Annotated in this window: 28 protein-coding genes; 9 read left to right on the forward strand and 19 right to left on the reverse strand. The window is 41.4% G+C overall.

Going from position 1 to position 25,151, the window contains the following annotated elements:
* Nucleotides 1-15 precede the first annotated feature (15 nt).
* From QUE46_RS12650 to QUE46_RS12695, 10 genes are all read right to left on the reverse strand, one after another.
* Complete coding sequence (locus QUE46_RS12650; RefSeq protein WP_286245050.1) at nt 16-840, reverse strand: peptidoglycan DD-metalloendopeptidase family protein; 825 nt, start codon at nt 838-840, stop codon at nt 16-18.
* Between the two features lie 41 nt (nt 841-881).
* Entirely contained in the window at nt 882-1,460 is a 579-nt protein-coding gene (locus QUE46_RS12655; protein WP_286245051.1) for a YqaA family protein, read from the reverse strand.
* Nucleotides 1,461-1,469: 9 nt separating this feature from the next.
* Nucleotides 1,470-2,108, reverse strand: coding sequence for a protein-L-isoaspartate(D-aspartate) O-methyltransferase (locus QUE46_RS12660; protein ID WP_286245052.1), 639 nt, complete (start codon nt 2,106-2,108; stop codon nt 1,470-1,472).
* Nucleotides 2,098-2,862 (reverse strand): 5'/3'-nucleotidase SurE, encoded by a 765-nt coding sequence (surE, locus tag QUE46_RS12665; protein ID WP_286245053.1) that lies wholly within the window; start codon nt 2,860-2,862, stop codon nt 2,098-2,100. The genes QUE46_RS12660 and surE overlap by 11 nt, the downstream gene beginning before the upstream one ends.
* Nucleotides 2,846-3,892 carry a tRNA pseudouridine(13) synthase TruD gene (gene truD / locus QUE46_RS12670; RefSeq protein WP_286245054.1) on the reverse strand — a complete coding sequence of 349 codons (1,047 nt, stop codon included), beginning with the start codon at nt 3,890-3,892 and terminating at the stop codon, nt 2,846-2,848. The genes surE and truD overlap by 17 nt, the downstream gene beginning before the upstream one ends.
* A complete protein-coding gene (gene ispF / locus QUE46_RS12675; RefSeq protein WP_286245055.1) occupies nt 3,889-4,386 on the reverse strand; it encodes a 2-C-methyl-D-erythritol 2,4-cyclodiphosphate synthase in 498 nt (165 codons plus the stop codon). Before ispF ends, truD begins: the two co-directional genes overlap by 4 nt.
* Nucleotides 4,383-5,084: a 2-C-methyl-D-erythritol 4-phosphate cytidylyltransferase gene (ispD, locus tag QUE46_RS12680; RefSeq protein WP_286245056.1), complete on the reverse strand. Its 702-nt coding sequence runs from the start codon at nt 5,082-5,084 to the stop codon at nt 4,383-4,385. The genes ispF and ispD overlap by 4 nt, the downstream gene beginning before the upstream one ends.
* Complete coding sequence (gene ftsB / locus QUE46_RS12685; RefSeq protein WP_286245057.1) at nt 5,074-5,361, reverse strand: cell division protein FtsB; 288 nt, start codon at nt 5,359-5,361, stop codon at nt 5,074-5,076. Before ftsB ends, ispD begins: the two co-directional genes overlap by 11 nt.
* Before the next feature lie 30 nt (nt 5,362-5,391).
* A complete protein-coding gene (locus tag QUE46_RS12690; protein WP_286245058.1) occupies nt 5,392-6,021 on the reverse strand; it encodes a hypothetical protein in 630 nt (209 codons plus the stop codon).
* 75 nt (nt 6,022-6,096) lie between these two features.
* Nucleotides 6,097-6,576, reverse strand: coding sequence for a DUF2947 domain-containing protein (locus QUE46_RS12695; protein WP_089348437.1), 480 nt, complete (start codon nt 6,574-6,576; stop codon nt 6,097-6,099).
* Between the two features lie 60 nt (nt 6,577-6,636).
* Here QUE46_RS12695 and QUE46_RS12700 point away from each other — a divergent pair, with 60 nt between their 5' ends.
* From QUE46_RS12700 to QUE46_RS12710, 3 genes are read left to right on the forward strand one after another with little or no spacing between them, the layout of a single operon-like run.
* A complete protein-coding gene (locus QUE46_RS12700) occupies nt 6,637-6,876 on the forward strand; it encodes a DUF1653 domain-containing protein (protein ID WP_286245059.1) in 240 nt (79 codons plus the stop codon).
* 53 nt (nt 6,877-6,929) lie between these two features.
* The gene (locus QUE46_RS12705) at nt 6,930-7,778 is read left to right on the forward strand and encodes a MoxR family ATPase (protein WP_058550874.1); all 849 of its coding nucleotides are present in this window, start codon (nt 6,930-6,932) and stop codon (nt 7,776-7,778) included.
* 1 nt (nt 7,779) lies between these two features.
* Nucleotides 7,780-8,967: a VWA domain-containing protein gene (locus tag QUE46_RS12710; RefSeq protein WP_286245060.1), complete on the forward strand. Its 1,188-nt coding sequence runs from the start codon at nt 7,780-7,782 to the stop codon at nt 8,965-8,967.
* A gap of 160 nt (nt 8,968-9,127) precedes the next feature.
* On the opposite strand, the gene QUE46_RS12715 is transcribed toward QUE46_RS12710, so the two are convergent.
* The 7 genes from QUE46_RS12715 to tkt all read right to left on the reverse strand — a co-directional run bounded on the left by QUE46_RS12715 (nt 9,128) and on the right by tkt (nt 14,853).
* On the reverse strand, nt 9,128-9,313 hold the full coding sequence (locus QUE46_RS12715) for a hypothetical protein (RefSeq protein WP_286245061.1): 186 nt from the start codon (nt 9,311-9,313) through the stop codon (nt 9,128-9,130).
* A 333-nt stretch (nt 9,314-9,646) separates the two neighbouring features.
* Nucleotides 9,647-9,817: a hypothetical protein gene (locus QUE46_RS12720; RefSeq protein ID WP_286245062.1), complete on the reverse strand. Its 171-nt coding sequence runs from the start codon at nt 9,815-9,817 to the stop codon at nt 9,647-9,649.
* Nucleotides 9,818-9,876: 59 nt separating this feature from the next.
* A complete protein-coding gene (locus QUE46_RS12725; protein ID WP_149603100.1) occupies nt 9,877-10,293 on the reverse strand; it encodes a GNAT family N-acetyltransferase in 417 nt (138 codons plus the stop codon).
* A 101-nt stretch (nt 10,294-10,394) separates the two neighbouring features.
* The gene (locus QUE46_RS12730) at nt 10,395-11,630 is read right to left on the reverse strand and encodes an NRAMP family divalent metal transporter (protein WP_286245063.1); all 1,236 of its coding nucleotides are present in this window, start codon (nt 11,628-11,630) and stop codon (nt 10,395-10,397) included.
* 142 nt (nt 11,631-11,772) lie between these two features.
* Nucleotides 11,773-12,129: a ribosome hibernation-promoting factor, HPF/YfiA family gene (gene hpf, locus QUE46_RS12735; protein WP_024033129.1), complete on the reverse strand. Its 357-nt coding sequence runs from the start codon at nt 12,127-12,129 to the stop codon at nt 11,773-11,775.
* Nucleotides 12,130-12,307: 178 nt separating this feature from the next.
* Nucleotides 12,308-12,622 carry a pyrimidine/purine nucleoside phosphorylase gene (locus QUE46_RS12740; RefSeq protein ID WP_286245064.1) on the reverse strand — a complete coding sequence of 105 codons (315 nt, stop codon included), beginning with the start codon at nt 12,620-12,622 and terminating at the stop codon, nt 12,308-12,310.
* A 239-nt stretch (nt 12,623-12,861) separates the two neighbouring features.
* Entirely contained in the window at nt 12,862-14,853 is a 1,992-nt protein-coding gene (gene tkt / locus QUE46_RS12745; RefSeq protein ID WP_286245065.1) for a transketolase, read from the reverse strand.
* Nucleotides 14,854-15,157: 304 nt separating this feature from the next.
* On the opposite strand from tkt, the gene metK reads away from it, so the two are divergent.
* The 5 genes from metK to serA all read left to right on the forward strand — a co-directional run bounded on the left by metK (nt 15,158) and on the right by serA (nt 19,546).
* On the forward strand, nt 15,158-16,309 hold the full coding sequence (gene metK, locus QUE46_RS12750; RefSeq protein ID WP_004586168.1) for a methionine adenosyltransferase: 1,152 nt from the start codon (nt 15,158-15,160) through the stop codon (nt 16,307-16,309).
* Nucleotides 16,310-16,457: 148 nt separating this feature from the next.
* Complete coding sequence (locus QUE46_RS12755) at nt 16,458-17,000, forward strand: hypothetical protein (protein WP_286245066.1); 543 nt, start codon at nt 16,458-16,460, stop codon at nt 16,998-17,000.
* Nucleotides 17,001-17,019: 19 nt separating this feature from the next.
* On the forward strand, nt 17,020-17,616 hold the full coding sequence (locus tag QUE46_RS12760; RefSeq protein ID WP_286245067.1) for a 5-formyltetrahydrofolate cyclo-ligase: 597 nt from the start codon (nt 17,020-17,022) through the stop codon (nt 17,614-17,616).
* A gap of 37 nt (nt 17,617-17,653) precedes the next feature.
* Nucleotides 17,654-18,307 carry a ribose-5-phosphate isomerase RpiA gene (gene rpiA / locus QUE46_RS12765; RefSeq protein ID WP_286245068.1) on the forward strand — a complete coding sequence of 218 codons (654 nt, stop codon included), beginning with the start codon at nt 17,654-17,656 and terminating at the stop codon, nt 18,305-18,307.
* Nucleotides 18,308-18,316: 9 nt separating this feature from the next.
* Nucleotides 18,317-19,546 (forward strand): phosphoglycerate dehydrogenase, encoded by a 1,230-nt coding sequence (gene serA, locus QUE46_RS12770; protein WP_286245069.1) that lies wholly within the window; start codon nt 18,317-18,319, stop codon nt 19,544-19,546.
* Between the two features lie 89 nt (nt 19,547-19,635).
* On the opposite strand, the gene QUE46_RS12775 is transcribed toward serA, so the two are convergent.
* A complete protein-coding gene (locus QUE46_RS12775) occupies nt 19,636-20,568 on the reverse strand; it encodes a hypothetical protein (protein ID WP_286245070.1) in 933 nt (310 codons plus the stop codon).
* 75 nt (nt 20,569-20,643) lie between these two features.
* Complete coding sequence (gene radA, locus QUE46_RS12780; protein ID WP_004586161.1) at nt 20,644-22,029, reverse strand: DNA repair protein RadA; 1,386 nt, start codon at nt 22,027-22,029, stop codon at nt 20,644-20,646.
* Nucleotides 22,030-22,386: 357 nt separating this feature from the next.
* Here radA and QUE46_RS12785 point away from each other — a divergent pair, with 357 nt between their 5' ends.
* Nucleotides 22,387-24,864 carry a PilZ domain-containing protein gene (locus QUE46_RS12785; RefSeq protein WP_286245071.1) on the forward strand — a complete coding sequence of 826 codons (2,478 nt, stop codon included), beginning with the start codon at nt 22,387-22,389 and terminating at the stop codon, nt 24,862-24,864.
* The last annotated feature ends 287 nt before the right edge of the window (nt 24,865-25,151 follow it).

Below are 25,151 nucleotides of genomic sequence, written 5' to 3' on the forward strand. Positions count from 1 at the left end.
ATCAATACCTAAAAATTAGGGGAGGTATTTAGCAGGATTGACAGCTTGCCCACGGTAGCGAATTTCAAAACGAAGCGCAGTGACCGAAGATTCTGACTTGCCCATTTCTGCTATTTTTTGTCCTGCCTTAACTTTCTGCTTTTCTTTAACAAGTAGTTTCGAGTTATGTGCATATGCACTTAGGTAATCATCATTATGTTTCAAAATGATTAAATTACCGTATCCCCGAAGCGCATTACCCGCATACACCACCGTTCCTTGTGCTGCGGCTAAAACTGAAGCCCCTGTACGGTTAGTAATCTGTAAACCCTTGTAACCGTTTTCCTTATTAGAAAAGCGTTTAGTCACTTTGCCCTTTGCAGGCCAAAACCACTTTACTTTACTGCTCGACGAAGGTTTTGCATTACTAACTATTTCATTGGCTTGTTTTCGAACATACTCTCGTTGTTTCGGCTGATCAAGACTTTTCTTTAATTTTTTGTTACTTTTTTGTTCTATTTTATTTTTAGTGCTTTTGCTCTTATTTGAAGGATTGTTAGCTACGCTATTTTTTTTAGTCGTATTAAGGTCAATAACCTGACCAGGATAGATGACATAAGGTGATGGAATTAAATTGTTTTTTGCCAGCATTCTAAAATCTTGCCCTGCGCTAAAAGCAATTGAATATAAAGTATCACCTTTTTGCACTCTATATTTGTTACCATAAATGTTAACAACTCCACGATAATCGTTAACATTACTATTTAAACTACTTACTGGTGCAGGTGCATTTCGAGATGAGCACCCTTGGAGTAAAATCACTGTAAATACAATTAAATAAAATGACAATCGCTTATTCAACAGGTTTTACTCCAAAACTTTAAAAGTGCTGCTTTTAGCAATTAACGTAAAAAGAAGTACGCTATTACTATTAATACAACTAAACCCCAGCCAAGTACTTCAACATACTGACGTAATTTTTGCTCCATCTTAACTCCGCCCCACTTCATTAAAGCAGAAACTAAAAAGAAACGCGCACCACGGCCAATTGCCGATGCAATTAAAAATGGCAAAAACGCCATCTGTAAAACGCCTGCACCTATGGTAAATACTTTATAAGGAATAGGTGAAAAGCCCGCTAAAAATACCACCCACACACCATACTCTTTAAACCATGTAAGCGCTGTTTCAAACTTTTCTTGCCAGTGCATCTGCTCAATAAAGGGCTGTACAACAGGCTCAAATAACCAGTAACCTAAAAAGTAACCTACAATTCCCCCAAGCACTGAAGCAACCGTTGCAAAGCTTGCAAAGCGCCATGCTTTACTTGGTTGAGCAAGCGACATAGGCGCAAGCATTACATCAGGAGGAACCGGAAAAAAAACAGACTCAGCAAAGCTCATGGCGGCTAAATAGCGCTCAGCAAAGCGGTGTTTTGCCCACACGAGGGCCATATCGTATAACTTAGTAAACAATTTCAACGTGAATTCCTATTCAATATCACCAGGGACGAGAGGGACAAACCGTACTGGTGCAATAACATGCTCTGTGAAGCTATCGCTTTGGCGAATAACCATAGTTAATTTTTGATTTTGCTCGCCAATAGGGGCTAATAGCACGCCGCCATCAGCTAATTGTGCAAGTAAATCTTGCGGTACTTTAGAAGCCGCAGCCGTGACAATAATACCATCAAACGGGGCTTGCGAGTGCCACCCTTGCCACCCATCACCATGCTTCATAGCAACGTTGTATAAATCAAGTTGATGCAAACGTCGCTTGGCCTGCCATTGCAATGCTTTAATACGTTCAACCGAAAACACTTTGGTAAAGCACTTTGCTAATATCGCGGTTTGATACCCAGAGCCCGTACCAATTTCAAGTACTTTGTTGCGCACACCTGCTAAATGCAGCAGCTCAGTCATTCTAGCCACAATATAAGGCTGTGAAATTGTTTGCCCTTGCCCAATGGGCAAAGCGGTATTTTCGTATGCTTTGTGTTTTAGCACATCATCAATAAAGGCATGACGTGGTGTTTCGGCAATAGCTTTTAGTACTTGTTTGTCTTCTACGCCTTCTTGCTCTAAAAGCTTAGAAAGCGCATTAGCACTGCGCGAGTAATTAGCCAGCACGGTTTATCTCCATGTCGGCTAACCATTCACCTACCGCATTTATGCTTTCTTTTGCTGTCATATCAACACTTAATGGGGTCACTGAAGCATAGCCATTATTAATAGCGTAAAAATCAGTGCCCTCACCGGCATCGCTTTCAATACCAAGCGAGCCATACCAAAAAATATCTCGTCCCCAAGGGTCGGTTTGTTTGGTCATGGTTTCGGCTTTATGACGAGCACCTAAGCGGGTAACTTGCACGCCTTTTAGCTCATTTAAAGGAATATCGGGTACATTTACATTAATAATTTGATCTTTTGGCAGTGGGTGCGAAGCAAGGCCTTTAATTATGTTAACAGTCACCGCTGCAGCTGTTTCAAAATGTTCACCATGGTGCGAGCAAAGCGACACGGCAATAGCAGGCAAGCCTAAATGACGTCCTTCGGTCGCCGCTGCCACGGTGCCTGAATATAATGTATCATCGCCCAAATTAGCACCATGATTAATCCCTGCGACTACTAAATCAGGCGTTTCATCAACTAATTGACTAACCCCTAAATGTACACAATCCGTCGGCGTGCCATTAACCGATATAAAGCCGTTTTCAAGCGTGGTAGAGCGCAGTGGATTTATTAATGTTAACGAGTTACTGGCGCCGCTACAGTTACGATCTGGGGCTACAAGAGTTACATCGGCAATTTGCGTAAGAGCCTGGTATAAAACCGCAATTCCTTTGGCATTTACACCGTCATCGTTACTAAGCAGTATCTTCATTTTGACTGTCCTTTTCTTTTCGCTCATTAGGGCTTGCATCGGTGTAATCCACCAGCTCTCGTAAAAGTGCGGTAGCAAAACACCCTTTAGGCAAGCCAAAGCTTAATTTTAAAGTCGTTTCGTCTAGTGTTTCTATGGTTAAATTTTGTGGAATGAGGCGCAGCATACGGCGCTCATTTTTAAGGCCTAAATCGCCTAAGCCCTCACACCATGCTTGGTATGGTTTTAACCATATTTTTTCTTGATCAGTTAAGCCTTTTTCACTTTTACCCACCATAGGGGCCGACATCATAATATCGCCAGAGGCTAAACGTGCTATGTTTTCATCGCTTATTGCATCTTCAAAAAATGCGTTACTACCGCTGAGCATAAATACTTCACGGTGCATGGTTTTAGCTAACCCATGCTCTTTAACACGTAAGCTCACTATTTGGTTAAATACATGAGAACGGGCAGCGGAGATAATAATACCGCGTAGTTTTTTATCGCGAATGCGTTCGCCGGCAAACATTTTTTCGGCCATCACTAAATTATGCCCATCGCGGCCAAAGCGCTGCTCACCAAAGTAGTTAGGTACACCAGCACGTACGGCATTAATGCGGCATAATATATCAAGGGGTTGGGTTACATTACGAAGCGTAATAGTGAATCGATTTCCTTTGTGGCAACCGGTACGTAGTTTACGTTCGTGGCGCTGTTGCGAAACCACAAAAATACTGTCGCTATTAAGTTCACTAAAATCAATATGCTTTTTAATGGGAACTTTCACGCTAAACCATTGGCTACACACGCCGTGGCGGTCTTTCATGCCGGCATAGCTTACTTCACGCGGCGACACTCCAGCCTTTTGTGCAATTAACTTGGCCACGTACTGCGTGTTTTCACCTTTTTTAACGACCTGTAAGCATATATGCTCACCACTGCCGGTAAATTCTATACCAAGGTCTTCATCAACCATAAAATCTTCAGCAGTGGTTTTAAAGTCGGCTTTAGAAAGTGGTGCACCGTATAGGTAATTTAAATCGCTCATGCGCTTGTTGTACTCTCAAGCGCTTTACTCATAATAACCACTGCATGGCTAGAAATACCTTCTTTTCGCCCTTCAAAGCCAAGCTTTTCAGTGGTGGTCGCTTTAACATTTATTTGAGACAGCTCGCAATTTAAATCGCTGGCTAAATTAGAGCGCATAGCTTGGATGTGTGGCAACATTTTAGGAGCTTGCGCCACAATAGTGACATCGCCATTACCCAGTACATAACCTTGCTCTTTAGCAAGGCCTACAACATGGCGAAGTAAAATACGGCTGTCGATATTTTCATACTCGCTCGCCGTATCCGGAAAATGCTTACCAATATCGCCCATTGCCAACGCGCCTAAAATAGCATCGCATAATGCATGAATAGCAACATCGCCATCTGAGTGTGCTAAAAAGCCCTGCGGGTAATCTATTTTTTCGCCGCAAATTGTTATTGGGCCTTCGCCACCAAATTTGTGTACGTCAAAACCATGGCCAATTCGAATCATAATGCTTGCTCGTTTTGTTGTTTGTTTAATAAAAACCCCGCTAGGTCTAAATCCTCCGGCGTGGTTATTTTAATATTGTCGCTGCGCCCTGCAATTAGCTTAACGGGTTTATTTGCCCACTCAATGGCACTGGCTTCATCGGTAATAGTTGCGCCCTCACAAAGCGCGCTCTGCAACGCATTTTTAAGCTCGGCATATTTAAAAAATTGCGGTGTAAGCGCTTGCCATAAATCATCACGAGGAACCGTTTGCTCGCTATGCGTGTTTCCGCGCTTTATGGTGTCTTTTACTTTACTTGCTAAAATGCCGCCTTCATCATCATTGATACACTGCGCCATTAACGTTTCAATATCGTTAATAGTGACTAAGGGACGGGCTGCGTCGTGCACCAGCACCCATTCAGGCGGGTTATTTTCTAAAAATAATAAGCTATTAAGCACTGAATCAGCACGTTCTTGTCCGCCGTTAGCACGTAAAATGCGAGAGTCTATACATGGAAGCGTGTCAAAGTAAGGATCGGTTTGGCTCACGGCGACCACTATTTTGCTTAAACTTTGTAATTGCGAAAGCTTATAAAGCGTGTGCTCTAAAATAGTTTTTCCTGCCAATTTAATATACTGCTTTGGAGCATTGTGCTGCATTCTGCTCCCCACGCCGGCAGCGGGTACAATAGCAGCAATGGTAGTGTTAGTTTTCATGTTGTTTACCCGGTAAAACACGTATAAATGTTTCATCCGGTTTAATCATTCCTAATTCGTTACGAGCGCGCTCTTCTATGCCTTCTTGACCAAGCTTTAAATCTTCTATGTCGGCGGTAAGCACTTTATTACGCTTAATTAGTTTTTCGTTCGTTTGTTGATGAGAAGCTACGGCCGCTTTTAAACGCGTATAGTCTTGCACACCGTTATGACCAAACCAAAGTCGGTATTGTATAAACAGTGCTAAGCACAACAGGCCAAGCTGAAAAAAACGCATTTAACACTCCCTATTCGTTTTTAAATAAAATTAGGCTCGTGGGCGTTTTATATTACGCCAATTAATATTACCCGCTAATAGCATTTCTCTAAGTGAAAGCAGCCTAGGTGCGCAGCGTTTTGAAAATTGCCACTGATGCCCGCAACACGCCGCTGTTAAACTCATTTTACTGGGTTTTACCAACTGCGCATTTGCATGTTCTAGACCCTTACCAAAAAAATCAAACCAGCCAAGTTCATTGCAATGCAATTTATTGTCGCTTACTTGATCTATGCTGTCTATTCTTAGCCTCACTTGATCATGGCTATTTATTAACACCGGTACTATTAGCCCCACTTTGGCATATGTTTGATAAAAAAGTTCATTTGCTTGAGCGTTAACTTCTGGTGGCGTTGGCTTTTGTTTTTCAAGCCATGAGCCATTTTGCGAATCAAGCGTAAAAGGCGAGCTACCATTAGCAACCAATGTGGCCGCGCGCTCTATGTAATACGGTAAACTTTTTAATTGGCGACGAAGTTTATCGGCATTAGGCTCAGCAACTAGGCGCTGCACCTCACGCTGATAAAACGCATTACACAATTGTGCATACAACACCTTTTGCGCATCACTTTGCCATATTTCTTGCTGCTGAGCTGCAAGTGGCTGATTTTTCGCGACCAATAGTTATACTCAAAAAACGAATAGGTAGCTGTTTTATAGCACACCGACGATTATTTTTTAAGCACACACTACAATTTAAGCGCTTGGTTTTTCACCTAACTTAGCAATGCCCGTTTCTAAAAACTGCACTACCGTATTGCGCTTTTTACCAATTAATAAACTGCCATCGGCTAAAAACATAAAGTTTTGCCAATTGCGTTTAAATACATCAAAGGTGGTTTCGATAACGTTATCGCGCGCCATACAAAAATAAACCGTGGTGTTAGCCTGCCAATCTAAATGCTCTAAAATAGCGTGCGGTAGGCTTTCATCGCCGTTTTCCCAGGCGTCTTCCCAGTTTACTTCGTCGCTAAAGCTTTCTTCTTTGCCACACCAATCGGTTTTATCAAAAAAATCGGGGTGATCAAACTCACGGCTCACCATAGTGCTCCAAAGCACCGCAGCACGTTCGCTGGTCATAGGTTTTATGCGCGCAGCGTCTTCATCAGATACTGGTATATCTTTATGACGAAAAACCCAGGCTTTTTTGTGATCATCGAGAGAAATATAATTCATAATGTTGGTGTATTCTTTGGCATAATAAAAAGCAAACGCAATTATACAAGAGATCAAAACATGACTACAGCAATAAAAGCACTTTCCCTCAAACCAGGCATATACCAACACTACAAAGGGCCGCAATACAAAGTATTTTACGTAGCAACACACAGCGAAACCGACGAGCCGTTAGTTATATATCAAGCTTTATATGGCGAGTACGGCATGTGGGCACGCCCACTAAGTATGTTTACAGAAACCGTTGAAAAAGATGACGAAACCATACCTCGTTTTGCATACCTTGGACCTGCAGATTAACTATGGCATTATAAACCACATTTAATACTGCTCAGACCAGATAAGGGTAACCCGTGCAATTTAATTCTACCGACAATTACATCGCAAGCAGCTCACTTAAACAAGCTGTAAATGCTGCCATTATGCTTGAAAAACCACTTTTAATTAAAGGCGAACCTGGCACAGGTAAAACCATGCTGGCTGAGGAGCTTGCAAAAAGTTTAGATACCGAACTTATTCAGTGGCACATTAAATCAACCACCAAAGCGCAACAAGGCTTGTACGAATACGACGCGGTATCGCGCCTGCGCGACAGCCAATTAGGTGACGAACGCGTACATAATATTGGCAACTACATTGTTAAAGGTAAGCTGTGGCAAGCGTTTAACTACGCAGAACTTAACGGCAAACGTCCTGTACTTTTAATTGATGAGATAGACAAAGCCGACATCGAGTTTCCAAACGATTTACTACTAGAGCTTGATAAAATGGAGTTTCACGTTTACGAAACTAACGAGCGCATTGTAGCCAAAGAGCGCCCTATTGTGATCATCACTTCAAACAATGAAAAAGAATTGCCAGATGCCTTTTTACGCCGCTGCTTTTTTCATTATATTGATTTTCCTAGCAGTGACGAAATGCAGCAAATTATTGACGTACACTACCCCAATGTTAAACAAGATTTAGTACGCCAAGCGCTAGAGGTATTTTTTAACTTACGTGAAGCCAATGGCCTTAAAAAGAAGCCCTCTACCAGTGAGTTACTCGATTGGTTAAAGCTTTTAATGGCTGAAGACATAGACGCAAAAACACTGCACGACAAAGCGCAAAAAGGCGGATTAATGCCAATGTTTGGCGCTTTACTTAAAAACGAGCAGGACATAAGCCTAATCGAAAAACTCGCCTTTATGAGCCGCCGTTAAGATGTTGATTGCGTTTTTCTTCAAACTTCGTGAATACCGCCTACCGGTAAGCCTGCGTGAGTTACTCGATTTAATAAACGCCTTAAAAAAAGGCGTTATATTTGCCGACGTAGATGCCTTTTACCATTTAGCTCGCACCATAATGGTAAAAGACGAAACGCATTTTGACAGGTTTGACAAAGCCTTTAGCGACTACTTTAGCGGTATTGCCGACCTTGATTTGCTCGAGAGTTTAAAGCAACAGCACAACTTACCTAAAGATTGGCTACGCAAAGAGTTTGAAAAACACCTAAGCGATGAAGAAAAAGCCCAACTTAAAGCCATGGGCGGACTCGACGAGCTTATGAAAACCCTAAAAGAGCGTTTACAAGAGCAACAAAAACGCCACGCAGGTGGCAATAAATGGGTGGGCACTGGTGGTACATCACCTTTTGGAGCGTATGGCTATAACCCTGAAGGCGTGCGTATAGGGCAAGATGGTAACCGACATCGCCAAGCGGTAAAAGTGTGGGATAAACGCGAATACCGCAATTTAGACTCCGACAGAGAAATTGGCTCACGTACAATAAAGCTCGCCCTTAAAAAGCTACGTAAATTTGCCCGCACTGGCGCAAGCGATACCCTTGATTTAAACGAGACTATTCGTGCAACCGCCAAACAAGGCGGCATGTTAGATGTAAAAATGGCACCCGAGCGCCACAATGCCGTAAAAGTATTAATGCTGTTTGATATTGGCGGCTCAATGGATGACTACATTCATACCTGCGAAGAGCTGTTTAGCGCAGCCCACAGCGAGTTCAAACATTTAGAGTTTTACTACTTTCATAACTGTTTATACGAGCACGTTTGGCAAGACAACGCGCGCCGCCATTCAAACATCATCGACACCATGACGCTGATTAATAAATTTACCAGCGACTATAAAGTAATATTTGTTGGCGATGCCACTATGGGTCCTTACGAAATAGCCTACCCGGGCGGCTCGGTAGAGCATTACAACGAAGAGCCCGGCAGTGCTTGGTTGCAACGTATAACCAACCACTTTGATAAAGTCGCATGGCTCAATCCACAACCGGTTGAACACTGGCCGTACTATCAATCAATTGATTTTATAAAGCAGCTGATGAATAACAGAATGTACCCGCTGAGTTTAGATGGAATAAGTAGCGCAATAAAAGAGCTGAGTTAGAATATTAATATCAATAACAGCTCAGTGCCAATTGCAAACAGTGATAACGAACGCCCGCCTAATACGCCTTGCACTGGCGGGATTTTTGCGTTGTTTGCTAAAAGTGTGGCAGCTGGCAATGTCGGATTTAGATGCTTGTTAGCAATACATTCTGTTACGGCTAACCTGTCACCTTGGACAAGAACATGAAAAAGCCACCCAGCAAAATAATTGCAATGATGACTATAGCTGTGAGCGTCTTCGACTGAAACATTGATTCAATTAAACCGACTTCAGTTTGCATTTTAATTAGGTCTTTTGGCTCAACACCTTCTTGAATGCTAGGGTTATTTGTTTCGTTATTCATTGGCAACTCCATATGCGAAATATTCGTGTATTACTAACAGCTTATTGAACACCATTTTAGTGGTTCATAACATACCAAAACGGCGTTTAATAATGTTATTAGGCAAAATTAGATTTCTACTCAAAACGCAGGAATAAATTTAACTTTTTTCAGTGTCCAGTCATCGCTCTCAGCAGCCACAGTAAGGCAATAGATCGCGTCTTTCTTTTTGTCTTTTAAAATAAATAATCCAAGGGAAATTACAACTTAGCTATATGGTTTAGCATCTCAGGATGATGTTGCACAAGCTATAGTAATGTAATTGCTTACCCATTCGGTGCGCTACGCCCTTGCTCACAATTTTCGAGCGTTCTTGCTTATGTATTCTAGAATACTCACTATTTCATCGGTTGAAATGGCAAGCTCATTTACTATTTGAATCTGTAACATTAGTACACCTTGTGAATGCGCTTTAGCATCATCAAGTGCTGTAGTTAATTCTGAAAATAAATCACGTTTGCTCATTACGCCACACCTCTAAAAGCTATCTTAATAATCTTGATATCATGCAGCAATATTTATTATTACTTGCTAATAAATTTGCACATTCCTAACCCTAAAACATCGCCATCACGTTTTACATAACCATATTGTGTATAAAAGCTTTCTTTACCATGAGCACTTAATAGACCGACTGTAGCGCCATTAGAGCAAGTGTTGCTTAAGTAGTTTTCAATATAGGTCATAACTAGATGACCAATACCTTGTTTTTGATAACTAGGCGCAACAATTATATCTTGAATATAAAAATACATTGCGCCATCACCAATTACTCTGCCAGTGCCTATCAACTTATCAGTGTCGTATACAGTGATCCAAAAAAGTGAGTTTTCGATGCTTGCTTTTAAAATTTCATCGTCGGGATTTTGCCATTTTACTTGTGTGCGTAAATTAGCAAATTCATCCAGTGTTGGGGCTTTAAGTTCAACTTTATAAGCCATAATTATCCTTAATTACTTTTAAAGCGCCACCCAGCTGTGCGAATACACGTCTTCAAATTTAGTAAGGGAACGGAAGCTTCCTTACCAACTGTCAATTAAATCTATGCAGCTAATTTCCACACTACAAACGCAACAGCAAAACCAACCAAGTACACTAAGCCTAACCACGTTAAGCTGCGTAATAGCAGGCTGTGCTTTATAGCAGGCTCTGAGCGTACAAGGCTAAAGTTAAGCCATGCAAAAACGGGGGTGGTTACAAAGGCCAATGTCATGGCAAAGGTAAGCATGGGGCCAAGGGCTGATTTAAAAAATAAAATTACGGCCATGCCTGCAAGTGCTTGCAGTACAAGCCAAACATTTAAGCTATGTTTTGATTGCTTAAAGCCAAGTAATTTGTGCGACTCGTTAAGAGTGCGGGCGTAGCCGTCAAGCACGGTAAGGGTGGTACCAAACATACATAAAAAAGCAATGGCTGATACAAGCGGCCTTGCCCACTCGCCAATAGTCAGTGCGTACATATCAATAAGTTGTTTAGCAAAGGCTACACCGCCAAGCTCAATATTGCTGCTTTGCCCGTATTGCACCAACACGCCTAAACTAAAGAACACTAATGCTAAGCACGCTGTTAACCAGTAGCCTACGTTAAAATCGAACAAACCTTGGCTTTTAGACACTGTTTGCTGAGTTTGTTTTTCTTTTAGCCATAAAGAGCTAAGCGCTGAAATTTCAATGGGTGCTGGCATCCAACCCATTAACGCGACCATAAAACTCAGCATAGCCAACTCGTAAGGCGATGGACCCACATAGTCAGCAGGCGCCATTGGGCCGTTACTAAATGCAATAACCAGCGCAATAACAGTAGCTAAGGTTAATAACCCCATTATGCCTTTGGCCACGCTGTCGAGCGCTTTAAAGTGCCCTAACAATAAAATAGCTAAACACACACCGAGCAATATCCAACACAGTAGCGTAACTTCTATCACTATTGGCAGCGCATAATGCAGCAAACTTGCAGTCAGTAATAACACCCCTGCGGTATTAACTATGGCGGCAAGTATATTTAAGCCAATAAAACTATAAAAATAGACAGGCCCTTTATTTTTATAGCCTTCTACTAAACTGTTTTTGGTTGCCAAGGTGTATTCCATACCAAAGCGAAAAAAAGGATACTTTAATACGTTAACAACGAGAATTAGCCAAAACAATTGCCAGCCAAATAGCGCGCCAGCTTGAGTAGATGCAACTAAGTGAGAGCCGCCAATTGCGGCGGTTGCCATTAAGATACCGGGGCCTAATGCGCCCAACCGAGCTTTCCAAGATGTGTGTGTATGCTGCATTAATTTCTCAAATTATGTGTGTTATTCGTTCTGGTTATTAACTTTTATAATTAATAACACTGAAGGCTGCATAACTTACCTAAATTACAGGCAATAAAAAAGAGCCATAAGGCTCTTTTTTATAGTACTTTGGGACTAAAGCTTACTTTAGCTCCATCTCTTGGATGATCTCGTGTGCTATTTCTGGTGTTGTGCTTACAGGCTTTTCGTGTAAATTTGCTTTTATTTGCCCTTTTCGATGCTTTAGTGCTGCATCGAGTTTTTTAGCTGCGCTTGCAATTGCTGGGTACATAACTTCGTTTTCCCCTTTTACCGATATACGCGCACCTTCGTAATTTGTGCTAATTTCTGCTTGGATTTTATGATGCTCTTTAGACAATATAATGTCGAGAGCGATAAGTGATGGAAAGTGGCTCTCGATTTTTGAAAACTTTTCGTTGATATGCTCTCTAATAGAGTTAGTAACGTCTACATGGTGACCAGAAAGATTAATTTTCATAGGGTATCCTTTTATTTGTTACCTCATAAATAGTATTGGGGGCTATTTAGATTAACACAAGGAAAAAGCACTGATTTTTGAAAATAATTTGTTACTTAAACTGATTTAGATTATAAGTTGTGCAAACTTTATGCAAAGCCCATAGAGTATGGGCTTTCAGACGTCTAGCCTTTAGCGTTTAGTCTGTGTACGAACAGCAATAGTCAGCAAAATCACTCACTTTTACTTTAAAGCTTACGTTAGCATCTACGTTGAATGATTCGCCCGCGATAAATGTTTTCCACTCACTCACGCCAGGTAATAAAATATCCCACTGGCCGCCTAACAGCTCCATGAGTTCTTTTTTGCTTGTATCAAATACAAATTCACCTGGCTGCATAAAACCTAATGTTTTGGTTGTGCCATCGTTAAATACCACGGTACGGCTCGATACTTTACCGTCAAAATATACATTGGCTTTTTTAATTACGCTTACATTTTCAAACTGAGACATCCTCACTCCTGCTGTATTATTTTATTTAATCGGCCACCACCTTGCCTGATAGGTCATAACCTTGCAAGAAAAGCGCTGTGAAAATTACTCATCTGAAATTGAAGCTTAAAAAGTACCACTGATTACAAGCAGTGCGATTCTTGCGGCTTGAGGTAACTACACCGCTTCAACTCAATCAGCAAATAAAAAAGCCCGCCCTGTTTTACACAGGGCGGGCTTTTAAATATTAAAGCAATTGATTAAAACAATGCGTTTGCTTTATTTACAATGTTTTCTACTGTAAAGCCAAAGAACTCAAACAGCTCGCCAGCAGGGGCAGACTCACCAAAGGTCGTCATACCTACTACTGCGCCATTTAGGCCTACGTACTTATACCAGTAATCAGCAATACCTGCTTCTACTGCTACGCGGCGTGTAACGGCTGCCGGTAGTACGCTTTCTTTGTACTGTGCGCTTTGCTCTTCAAATACATCAGTACATGGCATAGATACAACACGTACCTTTTTACCTTGGCTGCGAAGCTCCGCTGCTGAATCTTGTGCTAGTTGCACTTCAGAACCTGTAGCAATAATAATTAGCTCTGGGTTGCCGTCACAGCTGAGGATGTAACCACCCTTTTTAACATCTGCTAATTGCTGTGCGTCACGTGCTTGTTGCTCAAGGCCTTGGCGAGTAAAGATAAGCGATGTAGGGCCGTCTTTACGCTCAATAGCTTGTTGCCATGCAATTGCCGACTCAACTTGGTCACACGGGCGCCAGTTGTATAAGTTTGGCGTTAAACGCATGCTAGCAATTTGCTCTACCGGTTGGTGAGTTGGGCCGTCTTCACCTAGGCCGATTGAATCGTGAGTGTATACAAAAATGCTTGGTTGCTTCATTAGTGCAGCCATACGTACCGCATTTTTTGCGTACTCAACAAACATTAAGAACGTTGCACCATAAGGAATAAAGCCTTTATGAAGGGCAATACCATTCATAATGGCCGACATACCAAATTCGCGTACACCGTAGTAAACGTAGTTACCGCTTGCATCATCTGCAGTTAGCCCTTTTGAGCCATCCCAAATTGTTAAGTTTGAGCCAGCCAAATCGGCTGAGCCACCCATGAATTCTGGTAATAACGGGCCAAATGCGTTTAATGCATTTTGCGACGCTTTACGTGATGCAGGGTTGGCAGGGTTTGCTTGTAGTTGCTCTATGTATGCTTGAGATTTTTCAGCCCAATCGCCTGGAAGCTCGTTATTAATACGGCGCTTATATTCTGCTGCAAGTTCTGGGTATGCTTTTGCATAGGCTGCAAATTTTTCGTCCCAGCTAGACTCAAGCTGTTGGCCTTTTTCTTTGCTATCCCACTGTGCGTAAATATCAGCAGGAATTTCGAATGCATCGCCAGTCCAGCCTAAAAATTCGCGAGACGCTTTAATTTCGTCATCACCTAATGGTGCGCCGTGACAGTCGTGGCTACCTGATTTGTTAGGTGAGCCGTAACCTATCACTGTTTTACAACAAATTAGTGATGGTTTGTCGGTAACACTTTGAGCCTCTGCTATTGCAGCACTAACCGCATCACTGTCGTGGCCATCAACGTCACTTATTACATGCCAGCCGTACGCTTTAAAACGTGCTGGTGTATCGTCGCTAAACCAACCTTCTACTTCACCGTCGATTGAAATACCGTTGTCATCCCAAAAAGCCACTAATTTACCAAGGCCTAATGTGCCAGCAAGTGAACATGCCTCATGAGAAATACCTTCCATTAAACAACCATCACCCATAAATGCATAGGTGTAGTGATCAACAATGTCGTGGCCTTCACGGTTAAATTGTGCAGCAAGCGCTTTTTCAGCAATTGCCATACCTACCGCGTTTGTGATCCCCTGACCTAGCGGGCCCGTAGTAGTTTCAACTCCTGGTGCATAACCGTACTCTGGGTGGCCTGGTGTTTTAGAATGCATTTGACGGAAGTTTTTAATTTCATCAAGTGGTAAGTCGTAACCAGTTAGGTGCAATAGAGAATAGATAAGCATTGAACCGTGGCCGTTTGAAAGAATAAATCTGTCACGGTCAGCCCACTCTGGATTAGTTGGATTGTGCTTTAGATAATCGCGCCATAATACTTCTGCGATATCGGCCATGCCCATAGGGGCTCCAGGGTGGCCAGATTTGGCCTTTTGTACTGCGTCCATTGACAAGACGCGAATAGCATTTGCAAGTTCTTTGCGAGATGGCATGAATTCTCCTACCTTTATGTGTATTTGCGCGGGTACTTATGTGTTCGTTAATACCCTTAAGTAACTTAAGAGCTGTTATAGCGACCATTCTTACTTAATGTGGGTGCAGTGTGCAATTAAAAACCCCATAAAAATGGGCTATTATGAATATTTTTTAAGACCAAAAAGTTATTACTCATTTTATTTAGACGTCTAGGCGTAAAAACACTATGCAAGGTGTTTTGTTTTAGATAAAATACGCCCCTTAATTTTTTAGCGCTAATACCGACGTTTGTGAAGCGCAATATTTGTGAGCAGAAATACAATGGCAAAACATTTATTTACTTCTGAATCTGTTTCTGAAGGTCATCCGGATAAAATCGCCGATCAAATCTCTGATGCGGTACTTGATGCTATCCTAGAGCAAGACTCTCATGCCCGTGTTGCGTGCGAAACTTACGTAAAAACCGGTATGGTTATGGTTGGTGGTGAAATCACTACTAGCGCATGGGTTGATATTGAAGAAATTACACGTAAAACAGTACGTGAAATCGGCTACACGCATTCAGACATGGGTTTCGATGCAGACTCATGTGCTATTTTAAACACAATTGGTAAGCAGTCTCCTGATATAAACCAAGGTGTTGACCGTACTAGCCCAGAAGAACAAGGCGCTGGCGACCAAGGCTTAATGTTTGGTTACGCATGTAACGAAACAGAAGTACTTATGCCTGCACCAATAACTTACTCACACCGTTTAGTACAGCGCCAAGCGCAAGTACGTAAAAGCGGCGAACTTAACTGGTTACGCCCAGATGCAAAATCTCAAGTAACGTTTGCATACGAAAATGGCAAGCCAGTAGGTATTGATGCAGTTGTACTTTCTACTCAGCACGCTGAAGAAATTTCGCAAAATGATTTAGTAGAAGCCGTGATGGAAACCATCATTAAGCCGGTACTTCCTGCCGAGCTTATTACTAGCGCCACTAAATTTTTCATTAACCCAACGGGTCGTTTTGTAATTGGCGGACCAATGGGTGACTGTGGTTTAACAGGTCGTAAAATCATCGTAGATACATACGGTGGTATGGCACGTCACGGTGGTGGTGCTTTCTCTGGTAAAGATCCATCAAAAGTTGACCGCTCAGCTGCATACGCTGCACGCTACGTAGCTAAAAACGTAGTGGCTGCTGGCCTTGCTGATAAGTGTGAATTACAAGTGTCTTACGCAATTGGTGTTGCTGAGCCTACCTCTATCAGCGTTGAAACCTTTGGTACAAGCAAGCTTGAAGAAGGTCGTTTAATCGAGCTAATTCGCGAGCACTTTGACCTACGCCCTTACGGCTTAATTCAAATGCTTGACTTAGAGCGCCCAATTTACCAACCAACAGCGGCTTACGGCCACTTTGGTCGTGATGAATTCCCTTGGGAGCGTACAGATAAAGCAGACGCACTTCGCGCAGCTGCTGGCCTTTAAGCCAAAACGAATTAAATAATAAACGGCCCTTTTAAGGGCCGTTTTTATATCTAAAACAAAAGTTAATAATGAGTTTTAGCGAGCCCTCGAATTACTTACTGTTTTAGGTATATACTCTTTGCATAATAAAAGCTTAAGGGATAAGTAAATGGCCAATAATTTTCGCGTTATGTTTGTAGGGCTCGCTGAGGGCACTGAGGCTAAAACAGCCTGCGTTAATTTAGCAAATAAACTAAAAACGTCTGAAGATAAAGTAACTCAGTTTTTTAACGGCAAACCACTCTTTGCACCTAATAATAAAGACAAAGCCCTAAAGCAAGCCAAATTACTCGCAAGCCTCGGCATTAAAAGTAAATTACAAGCCACTGTTGAGCAGCCTCCTCAAAGCCCTAGTGCAGCTAGTCAGCGCGACGAACGGATTTTTGATGCCCTTGATTACATAACAAGCAGCCTGATCCGCCTAGAAGAAAAGCTAGAAGAGCTAGAGCAAAGGCTCCCAACCAATGAGCTAAAAACCCCTACAGACGAAAGCGATGAGTGGCAAGAAGATGATCTAATGCTCGACGAGCAGCTCGATGAACCCGTAAAAACACGTAGCAATACTTTGTTATATTCACTGATTGCCACAGCTGTTTTACTACTGATTGTGCTTGCTGTTTACTTAGCTTTTCCTGATTTAGTGTCTATTTAATCAAAGGTGCGTAATTACAATGAGCAATAAACGTACACACATACGCCAATCTATTCGCCAATTACGCAATAATCTATCAAAAAAACAGCAAGAAAAAGCTGCTGCACAGCTAAAGTTGAATTTTACTCAACAGCTAAACAGCGATAAAACAGCTTCAAAAAAACAGATAGCCATTTACTTCAGTAACGATGGAGAATTAGATACTTCATTGTTAATTAATGAGTTATGGCAACAAGACCATACCCTTTACTTACCCGTCATACACCCATTTAACGGGTCTACTTTGCTGTTTCAACGCTATGAAAAAAACTCACCCATGAGGGCAAATCGCTATGGTATCTTGGAGCCTAAGCTGAACTGCTCTCAAATATGCCCATTATCTGATTTAGATTACCTACTGATGCCACTTGTTGCATTTGATAACCAAGGTAACCGATTAGGAATGGGAGGTGGATTTTATGATAAAACACTGGCGCAATTACACGCATACAATTGGCAAAAACCGCAACTTATTGGCTTAGCACATAACTGCCAAAAAGTAGATGCACTGCCAATTGAATCGTGGGATGTACCACTTAAAACCATTATTACTCCCGATAAAATTTATCACTGGTAATAAATACCCACTACACATTTGATATATGAGCATAACAATGACGCAAGACGAATTAAAAAAGGCAGCTGCGTGGGCTGCACTCGAGTTTGTAAAAGAAAACACCATTGTTGGTGTAGGCACAGGCTCTACCGTAAATCATTTTATTGATGCCCTAGGCACAGTAAAAGACACCATAACAGGTGCGGTATCAAGCTCTGAAGCTTCAACAGCGCGCCTACAAGCGTTAGGTATTGAAGTATTTGAACTAAACGATGTAGATTCGCTTGATGTTTATGTAGATGGCGCAGATGAAATTAATGCCCAAAACGAAATGATCAAAGGCGGCGGCGCAGCACTTACCCGCGAAAAAATAGTCGCAGCCGTTGCAAAACAGTTTGTGTGTATTGTTGATGACACAAAATTAGTAGATACATTGGGCGACTTCCCACTTCCGGTAGAAGTTATACCAATGGCACGCAGCTACGTTGCTCGTGAATTATTAAAACTTGGTGGCGACCCTGTGTACCGCCAAGGCGTAGTAACCGATAACGGTAACGTTATTTTAGATGTACACAATTTAAGTATTAGTAATGCCAAGCAACTTGAAACACAAATTAATTCAATTGTTGGCGTAGTTACCAACGGCCTATTTGCAATGCGCGGCGCTGATAAAGTCATTATCGGCACTAAAAATGGGCCACAAATTAAATAGGATGAGGTTATGAGTAAGGTATCGTTAGCAAAAGACAAAATTAAAATTCTCTTGCTTGAAGGTGTTCACCAAAGCGCAGTAGAAACGCTTAAACGTAATGGTTACAGCAACATCGACTACGTAAAAACATCCTTACCTGAGGACGAGCTAAAAGAGCGCATTAAAGATGTGCACTTTGTAGGACTTCGTTCTCGTACTCATATTAACCAAGCTGTATTAGAGTCGGCTGAAAAGCTAGTAGCCATTGGTTGTTTTTGTATTGGTACTAACCAAGTTGACTTAAACGCAGCGCGCGAGCGCGGTATTGCGGTATTTAACGCACCGTTTTCAAACACGCGCTCTGTAGCTGAGCTTGTACTTGGCGAAATACTATTACTATTACGTGGTATTCCAGAGCGTAATGCAGCAGCGCACCGTGGCGGCTGGTTAAAAACAGCAACCGGCTCGTTTGAAGCGCGCGGTAAAACGCTTGGGATTATTGGTTACGGCCACATTGGTACGCAGCTAGGTATTATGGCTGAAAACATTGGGATGACTGTGGAATATTACGACATTGAAGATAAGCTATCTTTAGGTAATGCAACACAAATTCATAACCTAACACAGCTATTACAGCGCGCTGATATTATTAGCTTACACGTTCCAGAAACACCGCAAACTAAAAACCTGATTGGCACGGCTGAACTTGCAGTAATGAAACAAGGCTCAATACTAATTAACGCTTCACGCGGTACTGTAGTGGATATTGATGCACTTGCCGAAGCACTTAGCGAGAAAAAGCTAAGCGGCGCTGCTATTGATGTATTCCCTGTTGAGCCAAAATCTAACGAAGAAGAATTTGTATCGCCACTGCGTGAATTCGACAACGTTATTTTAACGCCGCACATTGGTGGTTCTACCCAAGAAGCGCAAGAAAACATTGGTATTGAAGTAGCCGGTAAATTAGCTAAATACTCAGATAATGGCTCAACTATTACCGCTGTTAACTTCCCTGAGGTTTCGCTACCAGAGCTTGCTAATCGTAGCCGTTTATTACACGTGCACCACAACCGCCCAGGTGTACTTACGCAAATTAACCAAGCGTTTGCCCAGCACGGTATTAACATTGCCGCTCAGTACTTACAAACTGATGAATCAATTGGTTATGTAGTTATTGACGTAGATACCGATCAGTCAGAAGTTGCTCTTAAAGAGCTAAGCGCAGTAGAAGGGACAATTAGAGCGCGTATTCTTCACTAAGCTGCTACCAGCTGAAATAATAAAAGCCGTACTTGATTAATCAAGTACGGCTTTTTTGCATTAAGCTGGCAGCTGAGAGCAGTTCGCTATTACTCGCCTTTAACTTCTAAATTAACAAATTTAACTAGCTCTTCTGGCTGGCCAGCTAACATCATTATTTGCTGGTTTACTTCCATCATGGTTTTACCTTCAGGCAATTTTGCCGATATGCTTAATGAGTTTAAACCTTTGGCAAAATCAGTCAGCGCCTGTGCTATTTCTTCAGTTACGGGAGCTTGCTGTAACTGTTGCTGTAGCGTCATTTGCATTTGCTCAAGCGTCATACCTTGTTTTTCAAGCTCGCTCACAAATAGCTCTTTTAATTTGCCTTGGTTATTAAGTACTAAATTAATATTTCGTGGCTCAAGCTTACTCATAGCTTGCATAACTAAGGTTTGCTGTTGTAACTCTTGCTCGTACGTAAGCGGCGTGTCACCTGCTTCTTGCTGTGCTTTGCTTATCGCAAGGGATGCGTCCATTAATGCTTTAGAATTGGCAAGGCCTACATCCATATTAAAACTAGCAATATCTTTTACATCTAGTTTTAAAACTACGTCACTGTCGCCAGATTGTTCATCGTAATCGAGCGATGAGCTTAAGTCGTAACTTGCAGAGGCAAGCATTTCGTTTGTATCAGCAGGTAGTTTTGCTACAAAGTCTTTATCGAACTGAAAGCTTTTTACTGTAAACGATGTATGTGGCGATATTTTATCGGTTTCGTAACCGGTTACTTCAATACTTTGAATATGCGCTACGTTATCACCTTCAGGGCTAATTACTTCCATGTTAGTAATTTCAACACTTTGAGAAATAACACTTGCCGATAAACCCGCGTATTTAATTGTTGCACCGGTTTGCTCGCTCACTAAAGCAAGCTGCTTGTCTACTTCGGTACGTACTTCTTGAGTTGCTACATAGTTTGCGTAGCTAACACCGCCTACGCCAGCTGCAACAATGGCTATGGCTATTACGAGTTTTTTCATGTTATTTCCTTATTCTGTTCTTTGTGTAAATTATATTAGCTCAAGAGTAACATTGCATGGCAATCCCTGTAAGCGTTAATTAATCAAACTAAGCAGCTCATGCACTGTTTTTACAGGCGTAATTTTAGCCCCCAGCCCTTCCATAGATTTATGGTAATTACGAAATGGAATAAATATTTCGGTAAAACCATGCTGCGCCGCTTCTTTAACTCGCGGCACACCACTGTCAATTGGGCGCACGTCGCCGTTTAAGCTAAGCTCTCCCATAATGCAGGTTGTACGCGGTACAACAAATTCGTTTAAGCTGCTTAAAAGCGCAGTCACTAACGCTAAATCAATACAGGTTTCGGTTTCATCAATTCGTAAGCCGCCCACAATATTAAAAAACGTATCGTGGAATATCTTAGTTTTGGTGTGTTTACGTAAAATACCAGTAAGCATTTTTATACGGTTCATGTTTAAACCTACACACACACGCTGCGGAAATTCAGCTTCGGTTTCGGTGGTTAAACATTGTATTTCGAGCAATAAGTTACGGTTACCCTTTCGAATACAGGTAATAGTAGAGCCTGGTGATTCAGTACTTGATCCTGATAGAAAAATCTCACTAGGGTTATCTACACTCAACATGCCCCTTTCGCACATTTTAAAAATACCCACGGTATCAATATCACCAAAACGGTTTTTGTTAGCTCTAAGTGTACGTACTTGTCCATCATTCGTATCTATATGCAGGAGCGCATCAACGATGTGTACTAATGTTTGCGGCCCTGCAATTTCGTTGTTTTTATTTACATGGGCAATAATAAACATAGTGACATCGTTTTGCTTACAGTATTGTGTAAGCGCTTGCGCGGCACTTTTTACTTGCGAAGGCGAACCTGGGCTGCCGTTGGCGGTATCGGTTACAACTGCTTGAATAGAGTCTATTACTGCAAACTTAATTTTGTTTTTATCAAGCTCTTCAATAATGGTTTCTACGCTGGTTTCGGACAGTAAATAGAGTTCATCGGCGTTATAGTTAAGCTTTAAGCGGTTTACACGGTTTTTAAACTGCGACAGCGACTCCTCAGCGGTACAATAAAGCGATGGCATACGCTGCGACATTCTGGCAACTAAGTCAGATAAAAGCGTTGTTTTACCCGCCCCTGGGTCACCTGAAATAATATTTACCGAGCCTGTGGTTACGCCGCCGCTTAATACACGGTCCAACTCGCCAATTTCAGTAAGCTGTTTTTCGGCCTCAGTGGTGGCAACATCATCAATTTTTTTAGAACCGCCACCAATGCCGCCAGCATAACCACCAACGGTTGCTCGCGCAGCGGCTTTTTTACTTTGCCCTGCAGAGGGTTTAAATTCTGCTAACGTGTTCCACGCACCACAGCGACACTGACCTTGCCAACGTTGATAGTTCATACCACACTCTGTACAAACAAATTCTACTTTTGCCGCTTTAGCCATTTATAACCTTACCTACTATTGTTTGATTTAAGATATTTTCACTTAATTATTTATTTTATCATGGGTGCGCTACTTAGCAGCGCTATATTACCAAAACACGTTAGGAACCATATTAGAAACAGACGCATACAGTTTTCTCTTTTACTTTAAGTTAGGGCATACTTATTGCTTTTAAATACTTTAAAGTAACTTGCCAACAAATTGGCATTTAACACATAATAACAAGAGTTAAACTGTACTTACACGAAAAATCGTACCTATATTAACAACATAGCGCGATGTTACGTTTATTGAAGTTTTCAAATAAATGGACTTTACAGTATACCAACTTTTCAATTAGACGGTGACGATTTATAAATGGCTGACGACATACTGCTCAAACACGAAGACCTCGTAAATGAGCTAAAAACCTATTTAGGTAACGCAAAGTTCGACCAAATTTTCAAATCTAAAACGGCCGGTTTAACTAAGCCTGAGCAATTTTTGATGAAAATGGAAATGTCGCGGCTTTCTCAGCCTGTTGCCCGCTTTGTTGACTTACGAGGCTTAGTAACTGGCCAAGTGCGCCCATATGAGCACAATGGTAAACAACACTTTATGGATGACACCGCCATAGAAGTATTTGAAGCAGCCCTTAAACAACACGGCGGCTATACATTAGCGGTATACGAAGCGGTAATGAACACCGAAAACAACCATCGCGTACTACAAAAGCAAGCGCAAGAGCAAAGTGATACACAAGTTGAAAACGACACTCTAACTACCAGCGTAATAAAATTTGCCTCTTATGAAAGCCGCTCTGAGGAGCGAATGAACTACTCGATTAAAGTTAAAATTGAGTACAACGATAAGAAAAACATTGCAGCTAGCACTTCAGATATTTCTTTAAGTGGCTGTAAAATTAAGCTTTCTACCCGCCAAGTTATTAAAAAAGGGCAACTTATTGCCATGCGTTTAGTCGGCCTTGAGCAAGACTTTGAGCTAGGCCTTAAAAATGGTATTCAATATGAAGTGGTCGCTGTTGAAAACATATCTCGTGAATATAATCATATCCGCCTAAAACGTACCTATATTGAAAACAATGAGAAGTTTGACGAATTTTTAGAAAGCTTTATCCATGGTAATAAACGCCGCTATAAAGTTAATTTAGATAACACCCTTGATGCTGTTGTCTCGAAGGGTTATGAGCAATATTATATTCCGCGCGTTACCTCCTTATACGTATTTTTAAGCAAAAAAGGCGAGCAAATAGTCCCAAGCTTGAGCCTGACAACTGAAAATAATATTTTTATTCAGCGCTATTTTACTGATGAAAGAAAAGTGCCCTGCTTATATAGCATTTTGAATAATCAACGTATTAGTCAAATGCTTAGCCAAGTAACCGCCGTAAAAGAAGAGTACCTATATACCTTTACACATGTATCTGCAGGAAAAATTTATTATTACTCAGCCACTCGCACAGAGCTTAATAACAACCCCAAATTAAAAAATCTATTTTTAGGATTCGGCAGTCAAAAAGACAGCTGGCAATGTTTTAAGCTACAAGTTATGCCAAGCCACCCAGATGACTCGTTTATTCCGTTATCACTGCCTAATTCGGCGGGAAAAAACATTGAAAAACTAAATAAACCGCCATCGCCCCGCGTGTCAGGCCTTATAAAAGATGTGAAATACATTGCGGTTTTAACCGCCATTGGTAATAGCGAAGAACAAGCGCATTATAAAAAATTACCGTTTGATAAAGCGATAGTTAACCAACTTAAGCATTTTGGCCATGCTAAACATAACAAACCGCCATATTTAGATATTGTTGCACTAGAGTATGTAAACTTACGTTCTCACAAACGTTACTTATATAAAACACCCGCTTTAGTTACCTTTGAGGATAAGCAGTACCAGGCCCATTCTCGGGATTTTTCGGTTATGGGTTTACAGCTAGAATCATCCGTTCCGGTTAGCTTTAAAAAAGGCGATATTGTTTTACTGTCGTTCCCCGATTTACAAAAAATAACTAAAAAGCATAATTTGAGTGAGCTTAAATACGAAGTAATGGCAATTAGTAAGTCCTTAACAACCATTAATTTAAAAGCCAATAGAGTGGCAGACTTACCGCATGCTGGGGTTAACTTTTTTACCCAATTAATTGAAAGTAATAAAGATAAACTAAAAGTATCTGAAGAGGCGCCTAAAATAGAAGGCCTTTCTACTGCACTTAGAAATATGGTGACAAAAAGTGTTTGCCAATTCCCGCTTTATTTACATAAAGAAGCAAGCCACTTTATTTCAGGTGCCATAGGTTTTGGTTTATATGCCAGCCCTATCCACGTGATTTTACAAAATTTTGGCTTATTAAATAACAAAACAGATTTAAGCCATATATTAACGCAGCAACAAATTATTGATGTGATCACCCCAAGTATTAAAGACCGAAGTCGACAAGATCCGCCTTTACCATTTACTCTCGTGATTAACTTTGACCCTAAACAGGAGAGTATTGAAAAGGCCGTTACAAGCCAATGCGTTCTAGGCGAAAACTATTCAAGCTTTAGTGAGCAAATTAGCGCAGGCGTTAAATCTGAGCTGGTATTTGTTATGCGCTTGTACTTATCGCGAACGGGTCGCCCAGATACAGACTATCTATCAAACGAGCTTAAATATGTAAGCCAATACGCAATGCACAAAGCAAAAGACATAGAAGAAGCACTATGGGCAGTATCTGGAGTAGGTGATATTGTAGATATAACCGACGAAGCGCTTAGCCATTTAGAGTTAGATCAAAAGCAGGTCGCTCAAATGGGCCGTAGAAAACTGCTGTGGTTAAACCGCTTGCGCTAAGCGGCTTAATACCAATCGACTTAGAAACTTAACCTCTTTAGCGTGCTAAATATAGCGTTAAAGGCACTATAAATGCCTAATAACTAAACACGATTGGTATAATACCAATCCGCAATAATACTTAATCATTTTTAGGGGCTAAACGTGTCGCTATCTGCGTTAAAAAATTCTCATTTAGAATAACTAAATAGCGAATTTTTTGCCTTGCTATCAACACGTTTTTCCATCCTCAAAATAGATCACTTGATTATGCGAATTGGTATAACTTATTTTAGCGGATATTCTCA

It is taken from the genome of Pseudoalteromonas sp. MM1 (assembly GCF_030296835.1).
In the GTDB taxonomy this organism is placed as follows: domain Bacteria; phylum Pseudomonadota; class Gammaproteobacteria; order Enterobacterales; family Alteromonadaceae; genus Pseudoalteromonas.

Excerpts from the sequence above, each read along its gene's own strand:
- surE (WP_286245053.1), bottom strand. The coding sequence starts at position 2,862 with ATGAAGATACTGCTTAGTAACGATGACGGTGTAAATGCCAAAGGAATT.
- truD (WP_286245054.1), bottom strand. The coding sequence starts at position 3,892 with ATGAGCGATTTAAATTACCTATACGGTGCACCACTTTCTAAAGCCGAC.
- ispF (WP_286245055.1), bottom strand. The coding sequence starts at position 4,386 with ATGATTCGAATTGGCCATGGTTTTGACGTACACAAATTTGGTGGCGAA.
- ispD (WP_286245056.1), bottom strand. The coding sequence starts at position 5,084 with ATGAAAACTAACACTACCATTGCTGCTATTGTACCCGCTGCCGGCGTG.
- ftsB (WP_286245057.1), bottom strand. The coding sequence starts at position 5,361 with ATGCGTTTTTTTCAGCTTGGCCTGTTGTGCTTAGCACTGTTTATACAA.
- QUE46_RS12695 (WP_089348437.1), bottom strand. The coding sequence starts at position 6,576 with ATGAATTATATTTCTCTCGATGATCACAAAAAAGCCTGGGTTTTTCGT.
- QUE46_RS12700 (WP_286245059.1), top strand. The coding sequence starts at position 6,637 with ATGACTACAGCAATAAAAGCACTTTCCCTCAAACCAGGCATATACCAA.
- QUE46_RS12710 (WP_286245060.1), top strand. The coding sequence starts at position 7,780 with ATGTTGATTGCGTTTTTCTTCAAACTTCGTGAATACCGCCTACCGGTA.
- QUE46_RS12715 (WP_286245061.1), bottom strand. The coding sequence starts at position 9,313 with ATGAATAACGAAACAAATAACCCTAGCATTCAAGAAGGTGTTGAGCCA.
- QUE46_RS12720 (WP_286245062.1), bottom strand. The coding sequence starts at position 9,817 with ATGAGCAAACGTGATTTATTTTCAGAATTAACTACAGCACTTGATGAT.
- QUE46_RS12725 (WP_149603100.1), bottom strand. The coding sequence starts at position 10,293 with ATGGCTTATAAAGTTGAACTTAAAGCCCCAACACTGGATGAATTTGCT.
- QUE46_RS12730 (WP_286245063.1), bottom strand. The coding sequence starts at position 11,630 with ATGCAGCATACACACACATCTTGGAAAGCTCGGTTGGGCGCATTAGGC.
- hpf (WP_024033129.1), bottom strand. The coding sequence starts at position 12,129 with ATGAAAATTAATCTTTCTGGTCACCATGTAGACGTTACTAACTCTATT.
- QUE46_RS12740 (WP_286245064.1), bottom strand. The coding sequence starts at position 12,622 with ATGTCTCAGTTTGAAAATGTAAGCGTAATTAAAAAAGCCAATGTATAT.
- tkt (WP_286245065.1), bottom strand. The coding sequence starts at position 14,853 with ATGCCATCTCGCAAAGAACTTGCAAATGCTATTCGCGTCTTGTCAATG.
- metK (WP_004586168.1), top strand. The coding sequence starts at position 15,158 with ATGGCAAAACATTTATTTACTTCTGAATCTGTTTCTGAAGGTCATCCG.
- QUE46_RS12755 (WP_286245066.1), top strand. The coding sequence starts at position 16,458 with ATGGCCAATAATTTTCGCGTTATGTTTGTAGGGCTCGCTGAGGGCACT.
- QUE46_RS12760 (WP_286245067.1), top strand. The coding sequence starts at position 17,020 with ATGAGCAATAAACGTACACACATACGCCAATCTATTCGCCAATTACGC.
- rpiA (WP_286245068.1), top strand. The coding sequence starts at position 17,654 with ATGACGCAAGACGAATTAAAAAAGGCAGCTGCGTGGGCTGCACTCGAG.
- serA (WP_286245069.1), top strand. The coding sequence starts at position 18,317 with ATGAGTAAGGTATCGTTAGCAAAAGACAAAATTAAAATTCTCTTGCTT.
- QUE46_RS12775 (WP_286245070.1), bottom strand. The coding sequence starts at position 20,568 with ATGAAAAAACTCGTAATAGCCATAGCCATTGTTGCAGCTGGCGTAGGC.
- radA (WP_004586161.1), bottom strand. The coding sequence starts at position 22,029 with ATGGCTAAAGCGGCAAAAGTAGAATTTGTTTGTACAGAGTGTGGTATG.
- QUE46_RS12785 (WP_286245071.1), top strand. The coding sequence starts at position 22,387 with ATGGCTGACGACATACTGCTCAAACACGAAGACCTCGTAAATGAGCTA.